General features: G+C 54.1%; 15 protein-coding genes. 8 read left to right on the top strand and 7 right to left on the bottom strand.

Annotated elements, in window-relative coordinates:
• Nucleotides 1–152: 152 nt before the first annotated feature.
• Entirely contained in the window at nt 153–1,277 is a 1,125-nt protein-coding gene (locus NA986_RS22285) for a hypothetical protein (protein ID WP_001134808.1), read from the bottom strand.
• Nucleotides 1,278–1,412: 135 nt separating this feature from the next.
• Here NA986_RS22285 and NA986_RS22290 point away from each other — a divergent pair, with 135 nt between their 5' ends.
• From NA986_RS22290 to katG, 3 genes are all read left to right on the top strand, one after another.
• Nucleotides 1,413–2,969, top strand: coding sequence for a bifunctional metallophosphatase/5'-nucleotidase (locus NA986_RS22290; protein WP_000865252.1), 1,557 nt, complete (start codon nt 1,413–1,415; stop codon nt 2,967–2,969).
• A 194-nt stretch (nt 2,970–3,163) separates the two neighbouring features.
• Complete coding sequence (gene metF / locus NA986_RS22295; RefSeq protein WP_000007503.1) at nt 3,164–4,054, top strand: methylenetetrahydrofolate reductase; 891 nt, start codon at nt 3,164–3,166, stop codon at nt 4,052–4,054.
• Between the two features lie 164 nt (nt 4,055–4,218).
• Nucleotides 4,219–6,399, top strand: coding sequence for a catalase/peroxidase HPI (gene katG / locus NA986_RS22300; protein ID WP_000108105.1), 2,181 nt, complete (start codon nt 4,219–4,221; stop codon nt 6,397–6,399).
• 57 nt (nt 6,400–6,456) lie between these two features.
• Here the strand turns inward: katG and NA986_RS22305 are convergent, their stop codons facing one another.
• The 4 genes from NA986_RS22305 to ptsP all read right to left on the bottom strand — a co-directional run bounded on the left by NA986_RS22305 (nt 6,457) and on the right by ptsP (nt 11,628).
• Nucleotides 6,457–7,080, bottom strand: a complete 624-nt coding sequence (locus NA986_RS22305; RefSeq protein ID WP_000666689.1) for a DUF1287 domain-containing protein — start codon at nt 7,078–7,080, stop codon at nt 6,457–6,459.
• 258 nt (nt 7,081–7,338) lie between these two features.
• Complete coding sequence (gldA, locus tag NA986_RS22310; RefSeq protein ID WP_023216593.1) at nt 7,339–8,442, bottom strand: bifunctional L-1,2-propanediol dehydrogenase/glycerol dehydrogenase; 1,104 nt, start codon at nt 8,440–8,442, stop codon at nt 7,339–7,341.
• An 11-nt stretch (nt 8,443–8,453) separates the two neighbouring features.
• The gene (gene fsa / locus NA986_RS22315) at nt 8,454–9,116 is read right to left on the bottom strand and encodes a fructose-6-phosphate aldolase (RefSeq protein ID WP_000424866.1); all 663 of its coding nucleotides are present in this window, start codon (nt 9,114–9,116) and stop codon (nt 8,454–8,456) included.
• Nucleotides 9,117–9,126: 10 nt separating this feature from the next.
• Nucleotides 9,127–11,628, bottom strand: coding sequence for a phosphoenolpyruvate--protein phosphotransferase (gene ptsP, locus NA986_RS22320; RefSeq protein WP_023216592.1), 2,502 nt, complete (start codon nt 11,626–11,628; stop codon nt 9,127–9,129).
• A gap of 308 nt (nt 11,629–11,936) precedes the next feature.
• On the opposite strand from ptsP, the gene NA986_RS22325 reads away from it, so the two are divergent.
• From NA986_RS22325 to NA986_RS22345, 5 genes are all read left to right on the top strand, one after another.
• Nucleotides 11,937–13,016 carry a PTS fructose transporter subunit EIIC gene (locus NA986_RS22325; protein ID WP_000661597.1) on the top strand — a complete coding sequence of 360 codons (1,080 nt, stop codon included), beginning with the start codon at nt 11,937–11,939 and terminating at the stop codon, nt 13,014–13,016.
• 14 nt (nt 13,017–13,030) lie between these two features.
• Nucleotides 13,031–13,351, top strand: a complete 321-nt coding sequence (locus tag NA986_RS22330; protein WP_000161258.1) for a PTS fructose-like transporter subunit IIB — start codon at nt 13,031–13,033, stop codon at nt 13,349–13,351.
• 98 nt (nt 13,352–13,449) lie between these two features.
• Nucleotides 13,450–15,747, top strand: a complete 2,298-nt coding sequence (locus tag NA986_RS22335) for a formate C-acetyltransferase (RefSeq protein WP_000149714.1) — start codon at nt 13,450–13,452, stop codon at nt 15,745–15,747.
• Entirely contained in the window at nt 15,713–16,591 is an 879-nt protein-coding gene (locus tag NA986_RS22340; protein WP_023216591.1) for a [formate-C-acetyltransferase]-activating enzyme, read from the top strand. The genes NA986_RS22335 and NA986_RS22340 overlap by 35 nt, the downstream gene beginning before the upstream one ends.
• A 1-nt stretch (nt 16,592) precedes the next feature.
• Nucleotides 16,593–16,946 (top strand): PTS fructose-like transporter subunit IIB, encoded by a 354-nt coding sequence (locus tag NA986_RS22345; RefSeq protein WP_000290522.1) that lies wholly within the window; start codon nt 16,593–16,595, stop codon nt 16,944–16,946.
• On the opposite strand, the gene NA986_RS22350 is transcribed toward NA986_RS22345, so the two are convergent.
• Nucleotides 16,933–17,784, bottom strand: a complete 852-nt coding sequence (locus tag NA986_RS22350; protein ID WP_000274596.1) for a helix-turn-helix transcriptional regulator — start codon at nt 17,782–17,784, stop codon at nt 16,933–16,935. The two genes, NA986_RS22345 and NA986_RS22350, sit on opposite strands and share 14 nt — an antisense overlap.
• Nucleotides 17,785–17,944: 160 nt before the next feature.
• Nucleotides 17,945–19,678: a phosphoethanolamine transferase CptA gene (locus tag NA986_RS22355; protein ID WP_001528929.1), complete on the bottom strand. Its 1,734-nt coding sequence runs from the start codon at nt 19,676–19,678 to the stop codon at nt 17,945–17,947.
• Nucleotides 19,679–19,863 lie beyond the last annotated feature (185 nt).

Below are 19,863 nucleotides of genomic sequence, written 5' to 3' on the forward strand. Positions count from 1 at the left end.
TTATAGCCGATTTTAACTTAAAACGAAGGGCCATTTTATCAAATAGTTCTATTCTTTTTCAGCGTATAAAAGCAGGATGTGAGGTGATTAAATCTATAGCGCCTTCTGAATGATAATCTGTGATTTTTTATGCGTGGCATTACATCATTGGGTTAAATGTGATTCCATTGTGAGTTATATTTTTCCGTCAGCAAATACAGAATTTGCGTGACGCGTTTGGCGGAATAGTGGGCGCTTTGCTGGAATTCAGGTTGTTGCCATAGCCAGGTAACAAAGCGGCGACTAGCCGCCAGATTAACGGCGACACCTTGTTCTAAGTGGGAACCGGTTAACGAACAGACCATTTTGCGGTTGTGACCTTGCCCCCAGAGTTGCCACTGATTTTGCCACCATCCCTGCCATGTTTTGCCTAACAGTTGCCACTCTGCGCGGCAATCGTCATCGTTTATCTCTTCCTCAACGAACCACAGCGAGGAGAGACGCTGGCGAAACCGCTCCGCCCATGCCGTAATGACCGCGCCGCGCAAAAAACACTCATGGGCAATGATGTGTGTCGCGACATCAGGAAAGCGGTTTTTCAGCACCCGAAAATGACCATGCGCCGTAATGACCGGGCGAAGTATTGTTCCTTGCGCGTTACGTTTAAGCGCCGCCGGGCCATACTGAATCTCATCGAACTGACTGCGCTGTAAAAATTGCCGTTCTTTAATGGCGATACGGTGAATAATATCGCCCTTCTCGCCCTCGGGCGGCGCAATTCCTTTCCAGTGGTAATGCAAACTTTTTCCGGCAGACAGTAACGTGAAATTGCTGGAAAGGTGAAGAATATTGCCGCGAACAGCGTCAAAACTGAATAAAAAGTACAATTGTTGGAAGGCATTCGCTCCCTGAAACGGTACGAGCAGCGGAATACTGCAAATCTGTTCCGGCGTTTCGGCGACATTCAGCGCGTGCTGTTTTGGCGTCCAGACCTTCTTACAGTACTGGCACTGAAGTCGCTGCGTTCCGCCGGGATTACGTCCGTAACGAATCCATGTTTTTTGATAGCAATCGGGGCAAAAGTGACCATGCTCTTTGGCATATTGCGCGATATAAGCAGACGCCCAGCGGCGAAATTCCCCCTCGTTGAAGAGCGGCGGATAACTGCCGCAGGCTCGACAATGCAATGCCGGATAACCCAGGCGATAGTCCGGCCACACATAATCCGGCGAGTCAGGCAGCCCAAGATTGCGACAACCAGCGCTTTTGCAGGCATTAATGGTGAACAGAGGCGGCATACATTTTACCAACGATTTTGGCAGGTCGTTGATTCTGCCTTCATAAAACGGTACGCGGGTGTGAGGACTCTCACATAAAAAAACCTTTCAGAACGTAACGTAGCGAATCTTTATATGACTGAAAGGGACTTATTTATGAAAGTAAAACTGCTTGCTGCCGGTATTTTGTTCACGCTGCCGTTCTGGGCCTGCGCTAAAGATGTCACCATTATTTACACCAACGATCTACACGCCCATGTGGAGCCTTATAAAGTACCGTGGATTGCTGACGGTAAACGCGATATTGGCGGTTGGGCCAATATCACTACGCTGGTGAAGCAGGAAAAAGCCAAAAATAAGGCGACGTGGTTTTTTGATGCGGGAGATTACTTTACCGGACCGTATATCAGCAGCCTGACGAAGGGTAAAGCGATTATCGATATTTTGAATACCATGCAGTATGACGCTGCCACTATCGGTAATCATGAGTTCGATCATGGCTGGGACAATACATTGTTGCAACTGAGCCGGGCGAAATTCCCTATCGTGCAGGGCAATATTTTTTATGAGGACAGCAGTAAATCCTTCTGGGATAAGCCGTACACCATTGTTGAAAAAGATGGCGTCAAGATTGGCGTGATCGGCTTACACGGTGTTTTTGCTTTTAATGATACGGTTTCTGCCGCGACGCGCGTGGGCATTGAGGCACGCGATGAAATTAAGTGGCTGCAACGTTACATTGATGAACTTAAAGGTAAAGTCGATCTGACCGTGGCGCTGATTCACGAAGGCACCCCGGCCCGCCAGTCCAGCATGGGAAATACCGATGTGCGACGCGCGCTGGATAAAGATATTCAGACCGCAAGTCAGGTAAAAGGGCTGGATATTTTGATTACCGGCCACGCGCATGTCGGTACGCCGGAACCGATTAAAGTCGGTAATACGCTGATCCTCTCAACGGACAGCGGCGGTATTGATGTGGGTAAACTGGTGCTGGATTACAAAGAGAAACCACACCACTTTACGGTGAAGAACTTTGAGCTGAAGACCATTTTTGCTGATGAGTGGAAGCCCGATCCGCAAACGAAACAGGTGATCGACGGCTGGAACAAAAAGCTCGATAAAGTCGTGCAGCAAACGGTGGCCCAGTCGCCGGTCGAGTTAACGCGCGCGTATGGCGAATCGTCGTCGCTGGGGAATCTGGCGGCGGATGCGCTGCTTTTTACGGCGGGGAAAGACACCCAGTTAGCGCTTACTAACTCTGGCGGTATCCGCAACGAAATCCCGGCTGGCGCGGTGACGATGGGTGCGGTAATCAGTACCTTCCCGTTCCCTAATGAACTGGTCACGATGGATTTAACCGGTAAACAATTGCGCAGCCTGATGGAGCATGGCGCTGGCTTAAGCAACGGCGTATTGCAGGTGTCTAAAGGGCTGGAGATGAAGTATGACAGCAGCAAACCTGTCGGCCAGCGGGTTACCGTGCTGACGCTCAATGGCAAGCCGATTGACGATGCTACGGTTTATCACATCGCTACCAACAGCTTCCTTGCCGACGGCGGCGATGGTTTTGCGGCATTCACGGAAGGCCAGGCGCGGAATACCTCCGGCGGCTACTATGTGTCGAATGCGATAGTTGATTACTTTAAGGCGGGCAACACCATCACGGATGAGCAGCTCAAAGGGATGCGCGTTGCGGATGTGAAGAAGTAATTTCCCCTGCCGCGGCGCGTTCAGTGTCGCGGCGTGACATGAAGAAAATTCAACTTTGCTGAATATTCCTCATTCTTTGGCGTGATTTTTCAGTTGACGTCCTTCCGCTTTTCCGTCATTTTTACATCTGGACGTCTAAACGGATAGATGTTTACAACACGACAAATAATAACATGCGATTGATGAGGTAAGGTATGAGCTTTTTTCACGCCAACCAGCGGGAAGCCCTGAATCAGAGCCTGGCGGAAGTACAGGGTCAGATTAACGTTTCGTTTGAATTTTTCCCGCCGCGCACCAGTGAAATGGAGCAAACCCTGTGGAACTCCATCGATCGCCTGAGCAGTCTGAAACCGAAGTTTGTTTCGGTAACGTATGGCGCCAACTCCGGGGAACGCGACCGCACTCATAGCGTTATTAAAGGCATTAAAGAGCGTACTGGGCTTGAGGCCGCGCCGCACCTTACCTGCATTGACGCCACCCGCGACGAGCTGCGCGCGATTGCTCAGGACTACTGGAATAACGGTATCCGCCACATTGTCGCTTTGCGCGGCGATTTGCCGCCGGGCAGCGGTAAGCCGGAGATGTACGCCGCCGATCTGGTTGGTTTGCTCAAAGAGGTGGCCGATTTCGATATTTCAGTAGCGGCCTATCCGGAGGTACATCCGGAAGCGAAAAGCGCGCAGGCCGATCTGCTTAATCTGAAGCGTAAAGTGGATGCTGGCGCTAACCGCGCGATAACCCAATTTTTCTTCGATGTGGAAAGCTACCTGCGTTTTCGCGACCGCTGTGTTTCTGCCGGTATCGACGTAGAAATTATTCCCGGCATTTTACCGGTGTCTAACTTTAAACAGGCGAAAAAATTTGCCGATATGACCAATGTCCGCATTCCGTCCTGGATGTCACTGATGTTTGAGGGGCTGGATGATGACGCAGAAACCCGCAAGCTGGTGGGCGCTAACATTGCGATGGACATGGTGAAAATTTTAAGTCGCGAAGGAGTGAAGGATTTCCACTTCTACACGTTGAATCGTGCGGAAATGAGTTATGCCATTTGCCACACGCTGGGCGTAAGACCGGGTTTATAACCTCCAGCTCCCTGCCGGGAGCTTTATTACATCTCATATTGATCTACATCTCTGTAACTAAAAATATAAAAGGTATTAGCTATCGAATCTGTGGATTAATTCAACTATATCTATTTGCTCCTGGTGTATATCGTAACGGTAACACTTTAAAAGGGAGCTGAGATATGAGCACGACCGACGATACCCATAACACGTTATCCACTGGAAAATGTCCTTTCCATCAGGGTGGGCATGACCGAAGCGCAGGCGCAGGGACAGCCAGCCGCGACTGGTGGCCGAACCAGCTTCGTGTGGATCTTTTGAATCAACATTCCAACCGTTCTAACCCGCTGGGTGAAGACTTTGACTACCGCAAAGAGTTTAGCAAGTTAGACTACTCCGCCCTGAAAGGGGATCTCAAGGCGCTGCTGACCGATTCACAACCGTGGTGGCCCGCCGACTGGGGCAGCTATGTCGGTTTGTTTATTCGTATGGCCTGGCATGGCGCTGGCACCTACCGTTCTATTGATGGTCGTGGCGGCGCGGGTCGTGGTCAACAGCGTTTTGCGCCGCTTAACTCCTGGCCGGATAACGTCAGCCTCGATAAGGCGCGTCGTTTGTTGTGGCCGATTAAGCAGAAATATGGCCAGAAAATTTCCTGGGCCGACCTGTTTATTCTGGCGGGTAACGTGGCACTGGAAAACTCCGGCTTCCGTACCTTCGGTTTCGGCGCCGGGCGTGAAGATGTCTGGGAACCGGATCTGGATGTGAACTGGGGCGATGAAAAAGCCTGGTTGACTCACCGACACCCTGAAGCGCTGGCAAAAGCGCCGCTGGGCGCGACCGAGATGGGCCTTATCTACGTTAACCCGGAAGGGCCGGATCACAGCGGCGAACCACTTTCTGCCGCCGCCGCTATTCGCGCTACCTTTGGCAATATGGGGATGAACGACGAAGAAACCGTGGCGTTGATCGCTGGCGGGCATACCCTCGGTAAAACCCACGGCGCGGCAGCGGCATCCCATGTAGGGGCCGATCCGGAAGCCGCGCCGATTGAAGCGCAGGGCTTAGGTTGGGCCAGCAGCTATGGTAGCGGCGTTGGCGCGGATGCTATCACCTCCGGGCTGGAAGTGGTCTGGACGCAGACGCCGACCCAGTGGAGCAACTATTTCTTCGAGAACCTGTTCAAATATGAGTGGGTACAAACCCGTAGTCCGGCTGGCGCTATCCAGTTTGAAGCGGTAGACGCGCCGGACATCATCCCGGACCCGTTCGATCCGTCGAAAAAACGTAAGCCAACCATGCTGGTCACCGACCTGACGCTGCGTTTTGATCCGGAGTTCGAGAAGATTTCCCGTCGTTTCCTTAACGATCCGCAGGCCTTTAATGAAGCCTTTGCTCGTGCCTGGTTCAAACTGACGCACAGAGATATGGGACCAAAAGCGCGTTACATCGGACCGGAAGTGCCGAAAGAAGATCTGATCTGGCAGGACCCGTTGCCGCAACCGCTCTACCAGCCAACGCAGGAAGACATTATCAACCTGAAAGCGGCGATCGCTGCATCCGGGCTTTCTATTAGCGAGATGGTTTCGGTTGCCTGGGCATCCGCGTCTACTTTCCGCGGCGGCGATAAGCGTGGCGGCGCTAACGGCGCGCGTCTGGCATTAGCGCCTCAGCGCGACTGGGATGTCAACGCCGTTGCGGCTCGCGTTCTGCCGGTATTAGAAGAGATCCAGAAAACGACGAATAAAGCCTCGCTGGCCGATATTATTGTGCTGGCGGGCGTGGTCGGTATCGAGCAGGCGGCCGCTGCTGCGGGTGTCAGCATCAGCGTACCTTTTGCGCCGGGCCGGGTGGATGCGCGTCAGGATCAGACCGACATCGAGATGTTCTCGCTGCTTGAACCGATTGCCGATGGATTCCGTAACTATCGTGCGCGTCTGGATGTGTCGACGACCGAATCGCTGTTGATTGATAAAGCGCAGCAGTTAACGTTGACCGCGCCGGAAATGACGGTACTGGTTGGCGGGATGCGTGTGCTGGGAACCAACTTTGACGGCAGCCAGAACGGTGTCTTTACCGACAGACCGGGCGTGCTCAGCACAGACTTCTTCGCTAATCTGCTGGATATGCGTTACGAGTGGAAACCGACCGACGAATCTAATGAGCTGTTCGAAGGCCGGGATCGTCTGACTGGCGAGGTGAAATACACGGCGACCCGCGCCGATCTGGTGTTTGGTTCCAACTCCGTACTGCGCGCGCTGGCGGAAGTTTACGCGTGTAGCGATGCGCACGAGAAGTTTGTGAAGGACTTCGTCGCGGCATGGGTGAAAGTGATGAACCTGGACCGTTTCGATCTGCAATAATCTGATAGGTTAATTCGTCAGCGGCTGCTATTCGGTAGTCGCTGACTTTTTCCGCGTTTAATGCGAAAAATAACGAAAGTGCCCCGTTACTTTCCAGTTAAATAATACATCTTCCTCCTGTGCTCCCGCGCCTATGTTATGCACAACCAGCGGCACCCCTTCAGGCGTGACGTTCAGGGATACCACGCCAATATGCGCAAGGCCGTTATCCAGTCGCCAGGAGACAATATCTCCCGGTTGATAATCGCTATATTTATCTGTCACCGGCAACGCTTTGTTTTGACGCTGGAACCAGGTTTCCAGATTCGGAACGCGGCGATGGTCGATATTGCTGTCCGGGCGTTTCAGCTTCCAGTTATTCGGATAGGCAGAGAAATGCGCCTGCATGTCTTCATGTACCCGTTTCTGTAAATCAACCTGCTGACTGCGCAGTGCGCGGATGACGACATCTGCACATACGCCACGCTCCAGCGGAAGATCGCCATTCGGATAATCCAGACGAACATAGGCAGCATCATAAAATAGCGTCTTACCTATTTGCGTCCCGGCACTTTGGGCGATTGCAGCATTAGTTTGCGCCTGAACGGTTATTGGTCTGGTATCAGAGCGTGGCGAATGATGAGAGATATGGCTAATAAAAAAAGCAGCAAGAATACCGATAAGCGCCTGTGCGAATTTCATCTTCTTCGTCCGTGAAGTGTGTCAGTACGTCATTTGACTTTCCGCGGAGAGAATGGTGCGTGATAAAAAAGTCTATTTCAGGACAAAATGGACTGATTCCAGGCTATGGAATACCTGATGATGGCGCTTCGCTTACCCGGCCTGGATGATTGGATAACAAGGCCAGATAAGGTGCCTGTGTCGACATTCGGCAAATGAATTCTGTTGTGTCAGCAAGCTGAAATACTCCTGACTATCGTCAGGAGTATTGCTCAGACCTTATTCCCATTCCTGCAAGAAGCGTTGACCATACTGGTCGGCGACCAGCAGCGCGGCGTACACTTCATCCGGCGTTGCGCCGCCAGGCATGTTATGAATAGTTTCACCTTCTGCGCAGGAGGCTTCCGCGACGGTGCGCATTTTTGCCGGAATATCCTGTTTAATATCCAGTTGCGCCAGCGTAATCGGCAGGCCAACGGAATGGCACAGCGCAGCAACGGTTTCTATTTCTTCGACCGGCGCGTTTTCCAGCACCAGTTGCGTCAGCGTACCGAAAGCGACCTTCTCACCGTGATAATAGTGGTGCGCATCCGGAATCGCCGTTAAACCGTTATGAATCGCGTGCGCTGCGGCCAGACCGCCGCTTTCAAAACCGACCCCGCTCAGGTAGGTGTTGGCTTCGATGACGCGTTCCAGCGCTGGCGTGACGACGTGCTGTTCGGCGGCCAACATGGCTTTTTCGCCTTCTTCGATCAGCGTGTTATAGCATAGCTCCGCCAGTGCCATCGCGGCCTGTGTACACTTGCCGCCCGCCATTGTGGTGGCGCCGCTGCGTGAGCAGGCGCGCGCTTCAAACCAGGTCGCCAGCGCATCGCCGATACCGGCTGCCAGCAGACGCGCCGGCGCGCCCGCCACTATCTGCGTATCGACAATGACCATATTCGGGTTATGCGGCAGCAGCAGATAACGGTCAAACTCACCGGCATCGGTATAAATAACCGAGAGCGCGCTGCACGGTGCGTCGGTAGAGGCGATGGTCGGCGCGATAGCGACCGGGACGTTCATAAAATGCGCCAGCGCTTTGGCGGTATCCAGCGTTTTACCGCCGCCGATACCCAGTACGGCGCCACACTGACTTTTCTCGGCGACGGCGCGCAGCCTGTCGATCTCATTTTGCGAACATTCGCCGCCAAACGGGGCGATTTCTACTGACAAACCGGCACCCGTCAGGCTTTTGCGCAGCGTCTCTTCGGCAAATCCCAGCACGAATTTATCGCCCACAACCAGCCAGTTGTTCGCCATTGGTTTTAAATAATCGCCAAGACGCGCGATGACGTTTGCACCCTGAATATACTTACCTGGTGACTGAATAATGCGATCCATACATTTCTCTCCTACAGGTTCAGATTACCAAAAGCGTTTTTCCAGTCTTGCTCAAACTTCTCTATTGCTGACTCTACCGCAGGCGTATTGAGCATTTGTTGCGCTACATCTAAAGGAAGGGTAATCGCCTGGCAACCTGCCAGTAAGCAATCCAGCGCCTGCCGCGGTGTTTTAAAGCTGGCCGCCAGCACCATGCTGTCGGGAGCGTGATGTTCCAGTAGCGTTTGCAGCTCCTGAACCATACGAATGCCATCGCCGCCCTGCGCATCAACGCGGTTGACGTAGGGAGCGACATATTTTGCGCCCGCCAGCGCCGCCAGCAGGCCCTGCGACGCGCTGTAGACGGCGGTGCCCAGCGTCACGATGCCTTCTTTTTTCAGCAATTTAATCGCTGCAAGACCTTCGGCGGTCACCGGAATTTTCACCACAATGCCGGGGATGGCGTTATTCAGTCGTTTGGCTTCTTCCACCATCCCTTTCGCGTCGCGGCTCATGGTCTGCGCAAATAAAGTGCCTTCTTCGCCGATGGCGTTTTGCAGCCTGGGCAGCACATCCCAGATAGATTCTTTGCTGGCTGCCACAATGCTTGGATTGGTGGTGACGCCGGCAATCGGGAAAATGCGCGCCAGACGTTCAACTTCCGCCACGTTAGCGGTATCCAGATAGAGTTCCATAGTCTTTCCTTTACAGTTCAAGTTCATGTTGCAGCAGGCTGGCGATAGCGTCGGCGGAAGCGGCGTTAACCAGCGTGTTGCGGAATTCTTCGTGCATGATGCGGCGGGCCAGGCGCGAGAAAATACGCATATGCTGGTCGCCCGCGGCGTGTTTGTTAAGCGTCAGCATAATGATGAACTGCGCCTCGTCATCTCCCCAGCGTACCGGCGCGTTCAGGCGCGCCACGCTGATGGTGGACTGTTCGATATGTTCCGATTTGCTGTGCGGAATGGCAAAGCTAAAGCCCAGTCCGGTGGAGAATACCGCCTCGCGCGCCCATAGATCGGCTTCCAGTTTGCGTGGGTAGCGGCAGCGGCCCGCCAGCAGCAGATTGTCGGTCATGCCTTTAATCACCTCCTCTTTGCTGCGCCAGTCGCTATCAAGCGTTATGCATTGGGCGGTAACCAGCGGGGCATCCTGCTGCGACATGCGGAACTGCGCCAGCAGATGCTCCACCTCCAGCGAGGTGCGGCAGGCCATCGCCTGATTCAACAACTGGCGGCAGGCTCGGCTGTCGAGTTGTGCCATCCGCGCTTTGGCGGCGGGAATCGACGGCGCGCCCATGCTGATCTCGTCCAGCCCCAGACCTACCAGCAATGGCAGAACCGAACCTTTGGCCCCCAGTTCGCCGCACAGACCAATCCATTTGCCCTGACGATGTACCGCCTGCACCGCGAAATCCAACGCGCGCAGGAAGGCGGGATTCAGGCTGTTGTAGTGACGAGTGACTTTGGCGTTATCACGGTCTACCGCCAGCAGGTATTGTGTTAGATCGTTACTACCAATACTAAAGAAATCAATCTCTTCACAGCATTGATCGATGATGAACATCACCGACGGCACTTCCAGCATAATGCCGAGTGGGATCTTCTCATCGAACGGGATATGTTCATTACGCAGCTGCTGTTTGGCTTCCGCCAGCTTCTCTTTGACCCACAGAATCTCTTCCATAGAGGAGATCATCGGGATCATGATTTTCAGGTTGCCGTGGGCGGACGCGCGGAGGATCGAGCGTAGCTGGGTGGTAAACAGAGAAGCGTACTCTTCATAAATACGGACGGCGCGATAGCCGAGGAATGGGTTGGCTTCGGCAGGAATATTCAGATAATCAACGGGCTTATCGCCGCCTATATCCATTGTGCGCACAATAATGCTGCGTCCCTTTGCGGACTCCAGCGTCTGGCAAAAAATATTGTACAGCTCGTTTTCGTCCGGCGCGCAGGCGCGGTCCATATACAGCATTTCTGTGCGGAACAGGCCAACCGCTTCCGCGCCGTTACTAAAGGCCGCTTGCGCCTCGACGGAGTGCGCGATGTTGGCGGCGACCTCCATGCGGATGCCGTCAGCGGTGCGCGCTTCCTGGGTCAGCCAGATGCGCTGCTGTTCGCGCAGGGCGTCTTGCACGCGGGCTTCCTGCTGATAGTAACGAGTGACAGGCTCGTCAGGCGCAACGACAATCGCGCCTGCGTTGCCGTCAATATAAACCGTCTGTTGACGCCACGGTGTTAAGGCCTCAATCTCCACGCCAACCAGGGTGGGAATGTTGAATGAGCGGGCGAGAATCACCGTGTGCGAAGTGGTGCCGCCGCTTTTTAACAGCAGACCTTTGAGAAAGGTTTTATCCAGTTCGAGGAACTGGCTTGGCGTCAACTCTTCCGCCATACAGATAGATGGCCGGGTCAACTGGCCCGGCGCCGGAAAGCGCTGCTCACCGTAAATGTGTTGCAGTAACTGGAAGCAAACGTCACGAACATCCAGCGCGCGTTCCTGTAAATAGCTGCTGCTGGCGCGAGCGAACTCATTGCAGAAATGGTTCGCGCTTTCCACGATTGCCTGCGCGCAGCTTAAACCGCGCAGAACGCCGTCCAGTAAATGCTGACGCAGTGAAGCGTCGCCTGCTAGTGAGCGATGGGCTTCCAGAATCGCGCTGGCGGCACCGTCACTGTCGAGCTGACGAAACTCAATATGCTTTATCAACATCGCTAAGCCATTGTCCAGCGCGGCTTGTTCCGTCTCTGTGTCGTTGGCGGCCGGGAGTTCGCCGAGCGCATTGAGATCCAGGGAAGAGAGTGGCGTCAGTACGCCGCCCGCGCTGCCGCTACACACGCTACGGGCGCGGTAAATCTGCGGATTCAGCTGGGTCAACGACGCCGGAAGCGGCTCCAGTTCGCTGTTTTTAATCTCCGCCAGCGGCGCGTCGCAGAGTGGGAATTCATCGCGCAGCCATTGACTCAGACGCTGGCAGGCAACCTGTTCATCGGCACCGGAAATCACCAGCTGACAGTGGTCGCCAGCCAGCGTGTCGGTGCCAATCAGCGCCAGCGCGCTTTTGGCGCTGCCTTTGCGATCGGTGCGCAGGTTGTGCCACTCAATTTGCGACGTGAAGGTATTACACAGCGTTTCTACGTGGCTTGCCGGGCGCGCATGTACGCCATTCGGCAGTTCACAGGTAAATTCCACAATCAGGGGCATTGCCTCTCTCCCATAACGATTCTCTCGCTACAGCATAAAAGGAGGTAGCCGGAATACGCCATGTGACAAATCTGTCAAAAGCTGGATAAATGTAATGTAGCGCAAAAAGTGCGAGTTGTCTCACAACTTAGCGTGGTAGCGCGGGTTTTACCTTTTTCAGAAGTTATGAAGCGGATCGCATTTTTATACTGATATTACAAAAATCCAGTAAATGGCCTTTTTATCCACTGTCTGCGCGGCAATGGATTGCCTATTGTTTTCCGCAGTAACTTTATGGACATGGGCTTTATCCAGCCCGGGAGCGACTTATGAAAGAGTTGGTACAGATCCTGAAAAATACCCGCCAGCACCTGATGACCGGTGTTTCGCATATGATCCCCTTTGTGGTGGCTGGCGGAATTTTGCTGGCAGTCTCCGTCATGCTATATGGCAAGGGCGCCGTACCCGATGCCGCCACCGATCCGAATCTTAAAAAACTGTTTGATATCGGTGTCGCCGGGCTGACGCTGATGGTGCCTTTCCTCGCCGCATACATCGGTTACTCCATTGCCGAACGCTCCGCGCTGGCTCCTTGCGCGATTGGTGCCTGGGTGGGTAACAGCTTCGGCGCGGGTTTTTTCGGGGCACTTATCGCCGGACTTATCGGCGGGATCGTGGTGCATTACTTGAAGAAAATCCCGGTGCATAAGGTGCTGCGTTCTGTGATGCCTATTTTTGTGATTCCCATCGTTGGCACTTTTATCACCGCGGGCATCATGATGTGGGGGCTGGGCGAACCGATCGGTGCGCTGACAAGCAGCCTGACCCAATGGCTGCAAGGGATGCAGCAGGGCAGCATCGTGCTGCTGGCGGTGATCATGGGGCTGATGCTGGCTTTTGATATGGGCGGCCCGGTTAACAAAGTCGCTTATGCGTTCATGCTGATTTGCGTGGCGCAGGGCGTATATACCGTGGTGGCTATCGCCGCGGTGAGCATCTGCGTACCGCCGCTGGGACTGGGGCTGGCGACGCTGATTGGCCGCAAGAATTTTTCTGTTGAAGAGCGCGAAGCCGGTAAAGCCGCGCTGGTCATGGGCTGCGTGGGCGTAACGGAAGGGGCGATTCCTTTCGCCGCTGCCGATCCGCTGCGCGTGATCCCATCCATTATGGTGGGCTCCGCTTGCGGTGCGGTAATGGCCGCGCTGTTTGGCGCGCAGTGTTATGCCGGTTGGGGCGGTTTAATTGTTCTGCCAGTCGTGGAAGGCAAGCTGGGTTATGTCGCGGCAGTCGCCGTGGGCGCGGTGGTAACGGCAGTCTGCGTTAATGTGCTGAAAAGCCTGACGCGTAAGAATGTGTCGCAAGTTGACGAAAAAGAAGACGACCTGGATTTAGATTTTGAGATGAATTAAGCGAGGAATAAGCCATGACTAAAATTATTGCAGTAACCGCGTGTCCTTCTGGTGTTGCGCATACCTATATGGCGGCTGAAGCGCTGGAAAGCGCAGCCAAAGCGAAAGGTTGGGATGTGAAAGTGGAGACTCAGGGCTCGATTGGGCTGGAAAATGAACTGACGGCAGAGGATGTGGCGAGCGCCGATATGGTGATTTTGACTAAAGATATCGGCATCAAGTTCGAAGAGCGGTTTGCGGGTAAAACTATCGTTCGCGTCAATATCAGCGACGCGGTAAAACGCGCCGACGCCATTATGAACAAGATTGACGCCCATCTTTCGCAAACCGCGTAACGTTAAAATGCCCGATGGCGCAAGTTTATCGGGCCTGCTCACAGGCCCGATAAGAGATTTATGCCGCCATCCGGCGCTCGTGTCCACAGGAGCTCCTCATGACCCATCGTATTCAACGCCTCAAAGCCGCTCTGTTTCAGAATCACCGTGAAATTTCTCTGGAGCGCGCGCTGCTTTATACCGCCAGCCATCAGCAGACGGAGGGCGAACCGGTCATTTTGCGCCGCGCCAAAGCGACGGCGTATATCCTTGAACATGTTGAAATTTCGATTCGTGACGAGGAGCTGATTGCCGGAAACCGAACCGTTAAGCCGCGCGCAGGTATTATGTCGCCGGAAATGGACCCGTATTGGCTGCTTAACGAGCTGGATCGGTTCCCGACGCGTCCGCAGGACCGTTTTGATATCAGCGAAGAGGATAAGCGCCTCTATCGTGAGGTTCTATTCCCGTACTGGGAAAAACGGTCGATGAAAGATTTTATTAACGGGCAGATGACCGATGAGGTGAAAGCCGCCGTCAGCACCCAGATTTTTAGCATTAACCAGACGGATAAAGGGCAGGGGCATATCATTATTGATTATCCACGCTTGCTCAATAACGGGCTGGGTGAACTGGCGGCGCAGATGCGCGCGCGCTGCGAGCAACAGCCGGAAAACGACTTTTATCAGGCCGCTCTGTTGTTACTTGAGGCATCGCAACGCCACATCCTGCGTTATGCCGTACTGGCGGAACAGCAGGCGGAGCGCTGCCCGGACGCTCGTCGTCGTCAGGAACTGCTCACCATTGCCGCCAATTCGCGGCATAACGCGCAGCACAAACCACAGACGTTCTGGCAAGCATGTCAGCTGTTCTGGTACATGAACATTATTTTGCAGTACGAGTCCAACGCCAGTTCGCTGTCGCTCGGGCGCTTCGACCAGTACATGCTGCCGTTTTATCAGACTTCGCTCACTCAGGGCGACGATCCGGCGTTCCTGAAAGAGTTGCTCGAGTCGCTGTGGGTGAAATGCAACGATATCGTGCTGCTGCGTTCCACCAGTAGCGCGCGCTATTTTGCCGGTTTCCCGACGGGTTACACCGCGCTGCTGGGCGGATTGACGGAAAGCGGACGCAGCGCGGTAAACGTGCTCTCTTTTCTCTGCCTGGATGCCTACCAGAGCGTGCAGTTGCCGCAGCCGAATCTCGGCGTGCGCACTAACGCGCTGATTGATACGCCGTTCCTGCTCAAGACCGCCGAGACCATTCGCCTCGGTACCGGCATTCCACAGATTTTCAATGACGAAGTGGTGGTTCCCGCGTTCCTTAACCGTGGCGTGTCGTTGGAGGATGCGCGCGATTATGCGGTGGTGGGATGTGTTGAGCTGTCGATTCCGGGCAGAACCTACGGGCTGCATGACATCGCCATGTTTAATCTGCTGAAAGTGATGGAAATCAGCTTGTATGAAAATGAGGGCAACGACACTCTTACTTATGAGGCGTTGCTGGCGCATATTCGCGCCAAAATCAGTCACTACATTACGCTAATGGTAGAAGGCAGCAATATTTGCGATATCGGCCATCGTGATTGGGCGCCGGTGCCGCTGCTCTCTTCGTTTATCAGCGACTGCCTGGAGAAAGGGCGAGACATCACCGACGGCGGCGCGCGCTATAACTTTTCGGGCGTACAGGGCATCGGTATCGCCAACCTGAGTGATTCCCTTCATGCGCTCAATGGGCTGGTATTCGATCAGCAGCGCCTGAGTTTTGATGCGCTGCTGTCGATCCTGAAAAACAACTTCGCCACGCCGGAAGGGGAAAAGATCCGCGCCAGGCTTATCAACCGCTTCGAAAAATATGGCAACGACATTGATAATGTCGATAACATCAGCGCCGAACTGCTGCGGTATTACTGCAAAGAGGTGGAAAAATACCAGAATCCGCGCGGCGGCCAGTTTACGCCGGGTTCATACACGGTTTCCGCGCATGTCCCGCTGGGAGCGGTGGTCGGCGCGACACCGGACGGGCGTTTTGCCGGAGAACAGCTGGCGGATGGCGGCCTGTCGCCGATGCTCGGACAGGATATGCAAGGGCCGACGGCGGTACTAAAATCAGTAAGTAAGTTGGATAACACGCTGCTGTCGAACGGTACGTTGCTGAACGTGAAGTTTACTCCTGCGACTCTGGAAGGAGAGGCGGGACTGCGCAAGCTGGCGGATTTCCTGCGCGCGTTTACCCAGCTCAAACTGCAGCACATCCAGTTTAATGTGGTGAATGCCGACACATTGCGCGAAGCGCAGCTACGGCCTCAGGATTTCGCTGGGCTGGTGGTGCGCGTGGCGGGCTACAGCGCCTTCTTTGTCGAGCTGTCGAAGGAGATTCAGGATGACATTATTCGCCGCACCGCGCATCAGTTGTGAGGTTGTGGGGGCGCGCGATGAGGAGACCGCGCGTATCTTCAATATCCAGCGCTATTCGCTGAATGACGGGCAGGGGATTCGTACGGTGGTCTTTTTTAAGGGCTGTCCGCATACCTGTCCGTGGTGCGCTAATCCGGAATCTATCTCGCCGCGCATTGAAACGGTGCGCCGGGAAAATAAATGCCTGCGTTGCACGCCGTGTCTGCGGGATGCCGACGAATGTCCTTCCGGCGCGTTTGAGCATATTGGGCGTGATATTACGCTGGATGAACTGGAACGCGAAGTGCTGAAAGACGACATCTTCTTTCGTACTTCCGGCGGCGGGGTGACGCTTTCTGGCGGCGAAGTGCTGATGCAGGCGCCGTTCGCCACGCGCTTCTTACAGCGATTGCGGCGTTGGGGCGTTCCTTGTGCTATTGAAACGGCTGGCGATACGTCGGCCAGCCGTCTACTGCCGTTGGCAAGGGCGTGTGATGAGGTATTGTTTGATCTGAAAATTATGGATGCGGAGCGGGCGCGCGAGGTGATCAACATGAATCTGCCGCGCGTACTGGAGAATTTACGGTTACTGGTTAGCGAGGGAATCACGGTGATCCCTCGTTTGCCGTTGATTCCTGGCTTTACGCTTAACGCAGAGAATCTGCAGTGCGCGTTAACATTGTTGAGATCATTAGGAATAAAGCAGGTTCACCTGCTACCGTTTCATCAGTACGGCGAGCCGAAATACCGGCTGCTTGGAAAATCATGGATGATGAAAGATATTCCCGCGCCGTCGGTGCAAGAGATCGCTCTGTTTCGGGAGATGGCGGAGCAAGCAGGATTTCAGGTCACCACAGGAGGTTAATATGGCAGTACCTGTACGGCATCTGGTGGCAGTGACCGCCTGCGTGAGCGGTGTAGCGCATACCTATATGGCTGCTGAACGGCTGGAAAAACTTTGCCAGCAGGAGAAGTGGAGCATCAAGATTGAAACCCAAGGGGCACTCGGTACAGAGAACCGCTTAACGGAAGAGGATATCCGCCGTGCCGATGTCGTGTTGCTCATTACCGATATCGAGCTGGCGGGCGTGGAGCGATTTACCCGGAGTCGCTATGTCCAGTCGGGGATCAGCGCTTTTTTGCGGGAGCCACAGCGGGTAATGAGCGCTGTGCGTAAACTCCTTTCCGCGCCGCAACATACCCACCTTATCCTGGAGTAATCTGCTTTTCCGTTAGCTGGCTGTGATACTGGCGGCGATACTCCGACGGCGAGCGTTCCGTATTTTTGCGAAACAGGCGGCAGAAATAGTTACTGTCGACAAAACCGCAACGGTGCGCCACCTCTTTCACTTTCAGGTCATAGCCCTTCAGCAACGTTTTGGCGTGTTCCAGTCGCGTATGGTTCAGGTATTCGTTAAAGCCGATGGCTCCCGTTTTCTGGAACAGGTGCGAGAGGTAATTTGGCGAGATATAAAACGCCTGTGCTACCGATTCGCGCGTCAACGGCGCGGCGTAGCGTTCATCAATATACTCCCGAATGGCTTCAAAAAGCGCGCGGCTGCGGGAGGCGGTCTGGATTTGGCTGCCGAGCAGATCGCGGCAATGGCTTAGTAGGCTGGCGACAATCAATCTGGCCGTTTGCTGCTCTTGCGGCTGCATCTGCATCTCATTAAGCGTTTGTAACAGGAACGAGCCGATACGCGGGCCGCGGCGCGCAACGTGCTGTTTCGTGAGGTTTTGATGCTGCTGACCGTCCCAGTGGACCACGCTGAAACCTAACTGCTGTTTGCCAAACAGAATGCTCAGGGTGGTGACGGGCGTTTGCCACTGCGGGATGTTCCAGCCGCCAGCCGGAACGTAGAGAACATCGCAAGGAATGAGCGGGGCGGTAATGCTCATGTCAGTAAGCTCGCCCTCCAGCACAATCTCCAGCCGCGGAAAATCCACCTGGTACGCCAGTTCCGGCGCTGGGCCGCTGGCGCTGGCAAAATAAATCTGGCGCAGCGGCAGCGGGCCGTTGATGAGACGGGAGAGAAGGTGGCTGACGTCGTGATACATGATAATCCCCTGCCGATCGCAAACAGAGGAAACAGTAACGTCGAAAACCGATGTCCTCAAGCGATTATTGCCGGATAGCGGCGCTTTGCGCCTTATCCGGACTACGGGAGAGAAGAACGCCAGGCCCGATAAGCGTTAGCGTTATCGGGCAACATACAGGCTATTGATTACCGACCTGATCGCCATACGGCAACGTATCATAATCAATCAGCGCATTTTTCTTATATGGGTTGCCAATCCAGCGCGTGGTCTCTTTGAACTGCGGGTTGGTGATGGAACGCGTCGGGTCGTAGCCATCATAGGTCAGGCCCGCTAAGTCCGACCAGGTATGGATAAGCTCGGAACTGCTGTACTTACGATCGACATCCTGTGAGAAGTCGCGCGGATGCGCTGCCTGCCATTTCTCTGAGGTCCACAGCAGGAACGGCACCGTATACATATGACGGGTTGGCGAATCTTCGTTTCGTCCCTGCGTCTTATGCGGCGGCGTGTCATACACTTCTTCACCGTGATCGGAGAAGTAGAGCAGGAAACCGTTCGGATCGGTCGCTTTATAGTCCTTAATCAGGCTGGCGACAACATAGTCGTTATACAGATTCGCGTTGTCGTAATCGTTATACGACTCCAGTTCGTCGCTGCTTAATCCCGGCGGAACATGGTCGGTTTTACCATCAAACTTGCCCTGGTTTTCTGGATAGCGGAACTTGTATTTAATGTGCGTTCCCAGCAGATGCACAATAATGAATTTTTTCGGCGCCGGGTCGGCTAACACCGCTTTAAACGGCGCCAGCACGTTGCTGTCATATTCGCGTGCGCTTTGAGTGCGCTGCTGGTTCATATAGAACTGCTTATCAGTCTGCTTAGAGAACACGGTCAGCATGGTATTACGCGCCGTCATCGTCTGCTGGTTAGTGATCCAGAAGGTTTTATACCCGGCCTGTTTCATCATATTCATCAGCGATGGCTTCGTCAGATACCAGTCCGGGTTCTTTTCGTCCGCGAACGTTAGCGCCTGTTGCAGGATCTCAATGGTGTACGGTCGCGAAGTTACCACATTATTAAACACGGTCAGCCCGGGGTCGGTTTTATGCAGCGCGTCCAGTTCCGGCGTGGTTTCGCGCGGATAACCGTACAGACTCATACGGCCACGCTGGGTCGATTCGCCAATCACCAGTACCAGCGTGCGCGGCGCATCGCCGGAGTGGTCTTTGAAGTTAGCCAGCGGCGGCAGGGCATCGTTTTCATTCAGCAGTTTATTCAGCGAGGCGAGCTGTAAACGGTACTGATAGTAGCCAGTAATAAATTGCCACGGCGCGGCGGGTTCCATTCGTGATGCCAGGCTATCCAGCGTTTTCTCCATCGACTTATGCTTGATAAAGGTATTCATCGCGATGGGATGGAGGATCAGCCCGTACAGCAGGGCAAACGACACCAGATAACGCCAGGGCGATGGAATATAAACCGGGCGCAGACGTGTCCACAGCAAAATCGCCGCCACCGTATAAGCCAGCGCGACAAGAACAATTTTCAGACTGAAATATTGGCTTAAATATTCGCTGGCTTCATTGGCGTTGGTTTCAAACATCACAAACAGCACGCTTTGCGAGAACTCCTGCCCGTAGATTACGTAATAGCTCAGCGCCGCCAGCGAGGCGGCCCAGAGTACGACGCCAATAACGGCAGCAATAACCCGGATGCGGCCTGGAAACAGAAAGACCGGGATCAGCCACAGTGAGCTGTACAGTAGCGAATCCCGCAGACCGTTTGTCCCGCTGTATCCGGTGAGATAAATAATGGCCTGCAGGAGGGTGGAAAAGAACCAAAAGTAGAGCAGTGCCCAGCCCAGGGCTTTCCAGCTAAACGCGGGTTTAGTCTGGAGTAATGTGGATTGCATAATGAGAGCCTGTCTTTAATCGTAGCGCCAAACGTAACGCCTGAACCTTAAAAGAATCTGAAGCAAACCTGCTTTATGCCGCACGTTTTGCTAAGAAAGATTTATAAATGCATAAAATGCAGACAGGAATATATTGAAAAAATGACGAGGATGACAGCAGTATTTCATGCCGCCCCCACATAACT

The organism is Salmonella sp. NW177 (genome assembly GCF_051811585.1).
GTDB lineage: Bacteria > Pseudomonadota > Gammaproteobacteria > Enterobacterales > Enterobacteriaceae > Salmonella > Salmonella enterica.

Coding starts and splice junctions, on each gene's coding strand:
- NA986_RS22285 (WP_001134808.1), bottom strand. CDS start 1,277: ATGCCGCCTCTGTTCACCATTAATGCCTGCAAAAGCGCTGGTTGTCGC.
- NA986_RS22290 (WP_000865252.1), top strand. CDS start 1,413: ATGAAAGTAAAACTGCTTGCTGCCGGTATTTTGTTCACGCTGCCGTTC.
- metF (WP_000007503.1), top strand. CDS start 3,164: ATGAGCTTTTTTCACGCCAACCAGCGGGAAGCCCTGAATCAGAGCCTG.
- katG (WP_000108105.1), top strand. CDS start 4,219: ATGAGCACGACCGACGATACCCATAACACGTTATCCACTGGAAAATGT.
- NA986_RS22305 (WP_000666689.1), bottom strand. CDS start 7,080: ATGAAATTCGCACAGGCGCTTATCGGTATTCTTGCTGCTTTTTTTATT.
- gldA (WP_023216593.1), bottom strand. CDS start 8,442: ATGGATCGCATTATTCAGTCACCAGGTAAGTATATTCAGGGTGCAAAC.
- fsa (WP_000424866.1), bottom strand. CDS start 9,116: ATGGAACTCTATCTGGATACCGCTAACGTGGCGGAAGTTGAACGTCTG.
- ptsP (WP_023216592.1), bottom strand. CDS start 11,628: ATGCCCCTGATTGTGGAATTTACCTGTGAACTGCCGAATGGCGTACAT.
- NA986_RS22325 (WP_000661597.1), top strand. CDS start 11,937: ATGAAAGAGTTGGTACAGATCCTGAAAAATACCCGCCAGCACCTGATG.
- NA986_RS22330 (WP_000161258.1), top strand. CDS start 13,031: ATGACTAAAATTATTGCAGTAACCGCGTGTCCTTCTGGTGTTGCGCAT.
- NA986_RS22335 (WP_000149714.1), top strand. CDS start 13,450: ATGACCCATCGTATTCAACGCCTCAAAGCCGCTCTGTTTCAGAATCAC.
- NA986_RS22340 (WP_023216591.1), top strand. CDS start 15,713: ATGACATTATTCGCCGCACCGCGCATCAGTTGTGAGGTTGTGGGGGCG.
- NA986_RS22345 (WP_000290522.1), top strand. CDS start 16,593: ATGGCAGTACCTGTACGGCATCTGGTGGCAGTGACCGCCTGCGTGAGC.
- NA986_RS22350 (WP_000274596.1), bottom strand. CDS start 17,784: ATGTATCACGACGTCAGCCACCTTCTCTCCCGTCTCATCAACGGCCCG.
- NA986_RS22355 (WP_001528929.1), bottom strand. CDS start 19,678: ATGCAATCCACATTACTCCAGACTAAACCCGCGTTTAGCTGGAAAGCC.